This window comes from Streptomyces sp. SID5785, assembly GCF_009870065.1.
In the GTDB taxonomy this organism is placed as follows: domain Bacteria; phylum Actinomycetota; class Actinomycetes; order Streptomycetales; family Streptomycetaceae; genus Streptomyces.
In genome coordinates, this window is record NZ_WWIA01001043.1 from 1 (window position 1) to 2,976 (window position 2,976).

3 protein-coding genes are annotated in these 2,976 nt (G+C 76.8%); all 3 read left to right on the forward strand.

Features of this window, described 5'->3' with window-relative positions; translation table 11 throughout:
• Positions 1–474, forward strand: a 474-nt coding sequence (locus GTW43_RS33875; protein ID WP_161305803.1) for a response regulator transcription factor, incomplete at its 5' end; no start/stop codon positions are given.
• Positions 452–2,398: a HAMP domain-containing sensor histidine kinase gene (locus GTW43_RS33880; protein WP_161305804.1), complete on the forward strand. Its 1,947-nt coding sequence runs from the start codon at positions 452–454 to the stop codon at positions 2,396–2,398. The genes GTW43_RS33875 and GTW43_RS33880, both read left to right, overlap by 23 nt.
• Before the next feature lie 158 nt (positions 2,399–2,556).
• Positions 2,557–2,940 (forward strand): hypothetical protein, encoded by a 384-nt coding sequence (locus GTW43_RS33885; protein ID WP_161305805.1) that lies wholly within the window; start codon positions 2,557–2,559, stop codon positions 2,938–2,940.
• Positions 2,941–2,976: the final 36 nt, after the last annotated feature.

A 2,976-nucleotide genomic window follows, 5' to 3' on the forward strand; every position in this document is an offset into this window, starting at 1 on the left:
GACGATCTGCTGCTCGGCCTCGACCTCGGCGCCGACGACTACATGACCAAGCCGTACAGCCCGCGCGAGCTCATGGCCCGGGTCCGCACCCTGCTGCGCCGCACCCGGCGCGGCGCCCAGGAACCGGCCGCGGACGGGGCGTTCACCGTCGGGGCGCTCGTCGTCGACCCCGACCGGCACGAGGTGTCGGTCGACGGGGCGCCCGTGGAGTGCACGCCGGGCGAGTTCCGGGTGCTCGCCGCGCTGGCCGCCGAACCCGACCGGGTCCTCACCCGGCAGCGCCTGCTCACGGAACTGCACGGGTTCGACCGGTACATCGGCGACCGGACCGTCGACGTCCACGTCATGAACCTGCGCAAGAAGATCGAGGCCGAGCCCCGCCGCCCGGCGCGGCTCCTGACCGTCTTCGGCGTCGGCTACAAGCTGACGGACCCCGCGAAGGGACCGCGCCGTGCGGCGCCGAGCCCGCGCTGAGGGCCGGCGGCCCCGGCCGCCGCTGCGCACCAGCCTGCTCGGCCGGCTGCTCGGCGTCTCCGCCCTCGTCGCCACCTGCTCCGTCGCCGCGACGGCCTGGCTCGCCGTGCAGACCACCTCCGGCGCGATCAAGCAGGAGCAGGGCCAGAACCTCGCGGACGACGCCCGCATCTACGACACCCTGCTCGGCCGCGCCGCGACCCACCGCGACTGGGACGGCGTCGAGGACACCGTGCGCGCCCTCGCCCGCTCGACCGGGCGGCACATCGTCGTCACGACACAGGACCGGAGCCCGCTCGCCGACTCCGCGGGCCCCGGCCCGCACGGTCCGTTGCCCGCCCGCGCCTCCGCCACCCTCGACCCGCTGGCCGTCGACGGCACCCTCGCGGCCGGCCGCAGCGGCACCGACACGACCCCGTCGGCCGACCGGATCGACGCCCGCGCCGTCGGCCCGTTCCGGCTGCCCGCGACCGAACGCGACCGCCTGCGCGCCCTCGCCGACCGGACGACCTCGTGCCTGCGCTCGACCGGCATAGCCGCCGACGTCGTGGCCGGTCCCAGCGGGCGCCCGCACGTGCAGACGATCGGCACCGACACCGGCGGCCTCGCCGCGACCTCCTGCGACACGAGCGCCCTCGACGCCCCGACCGCCACCGAACGCAAGGCGCTCACCTCCCTCACCGACCTCACCAACTCCTGCCTGTCCCGGCAGGGCCACGACCGTGTCGACCTGGCGCTCGACCTGACCTGGCGGCAGGGCCAGGCCCCCTCCGCCGCACCCACCGAACCGCCCGGCCGACGGGCGGCCGTCCCCGTGCCCGTCCCGTCCTCGACGGCCGTCGAGGACGACCGCGCGGTCGCCTCCTGCGTCGGCACCGCCCGCCGCGAACAGCTCACGCCGTACGTCGCCGCGCCCGCGCTGCTCTTCATCAGCGCCCCCACCGGCGGCACCGTGCCCGGCTTCGACCTGTCCCCGCGCAACACCGCGAAGATCGCCGGTGTCGCCGCACTCGTCCTCGCCCTGACCATCGGCGCCTCCGTGCTCGCCGGCACCCGCCTCGTCCGCCCCCTGCACGCACTGACCGGCGCCGCCCAACGGCTCAGGGACGGCCGGGAGACCGAACCCGTCCCGGTGAAGGGCGACAGCGAGATCGGCCGGCTCGCCGCCGCGTTCAACGACATGTCGGCGCACCGCGCCCGCCTCGAGGCCCAGCGCAAGGCGATGGTCAGCGACGTCGCCCACGAACTGCGCACCCCGCTCAGCACGATCCGCGGCTGGCTCGAGGCGGCCCAGGACGGACTCGCCGATCCTGACCCGGCGTTCGTGGCCTCGCTCCTCGAGGAGGCCGTCCAGCTCCAGCATCTCGTCGACGACCTCCAGGACCTGGCCGCCGCCGACGCCGGGACGCTGCGCCTGCACCCGGAGCCCGTGCGCGCCGAGGAGCTGCTCGGCCAGGTCGCCGCCGCGCACCTCGTCCGGGCCGAGGCCGCCGGGGTCACGCTCACCGTCGACCGGCCCGCGCGCCCGCTGCCCGAACTGACGGCGGATCCGGTCCGGTTGCGCCAGGCCGTCGCCAATCTCGTGTCGAACGCCGTACGGCACACCGCCCCCGGCGGCACCGTCACCCTGCGGGCCCGCCCCGGCCCGGGCGGCGACGTACTCCTCGTGGAGGTCGTCGACACGGGCAGCGGCATCCCGGCAGCCGATCTGCCGTACGTCTTCGACCGGTTCTGGCGGGCCGACAAGTCCCGCAACCGCCGCACCGGCGGCAGCGGGCTCGGCCTGTCGATCGTGCGCCGGCTCGCACAGGCGCACGGCGGGTCGGCGACGGCCACCAGCACGGAGGGCGAGGGGTCCGTCTTCACGCTACGACTGCCGCTCGCCGGTCCGGACCGTCCCGATGACGAGACGGCCCGGCCCTGATGCGATGACCACAGCGGTCTGACAGCTTTCTGACAACTTCACGCGAGCCTGGGGCCGTCGATCAAGGACGGTCCGCGACGGACCGGCCGGGACCGGCACCCCGTGGCCGTCCGGCCGCGGGACGACACCGACGAGCCCCCACCGATCTGGAGTTGTCCATGTCCCACCGCCTGTCCCTGCGCACGGCCGCGACGGCCGCCGTCGTCACCGCCGCCGTGCTCGCCCCGGCCGGCACCGCGCTCGCCTCCGGCGGCACCCCCACGCCCGTGCCGAGCCGTACCGCGTCCCAGGAGCCGTCCGCGGTCCCGTCCCAGAAGCCCGCGGAGCAGGCGTCGCCCGCCCCGGCGCGGTCCGCCGCCGAGGGCCGCCGCGGCGAGGCGACTCCCGCCCCGCGTGCGCCCCGTGGCGGCGTGGCCGCGGGGGAGCGCCCCGCGACGGACGACGCCGGAACCTCCCCGGCACTCGTCGGTTCGCTGTCCGCCGCGGCGCTGCTCGCCGGTGCGGGCACGGTCGTGCTGCGGCGTCGCGCCCGGCAGCACTGAGGCGGCCGGTCCGCCACCGCGTGGCGCCGCCCCGTG

Bases quoted from the DNA above. Each gene is read 5' to 3' on its own strand.
- GTW43_RS33885 (WP_161305805.1), top strand. From the start codon at position 2,557: ATGTCCCACCGCCTGTCCCTGCGCACGGCCGCGACGGCCGCCGTCGTC.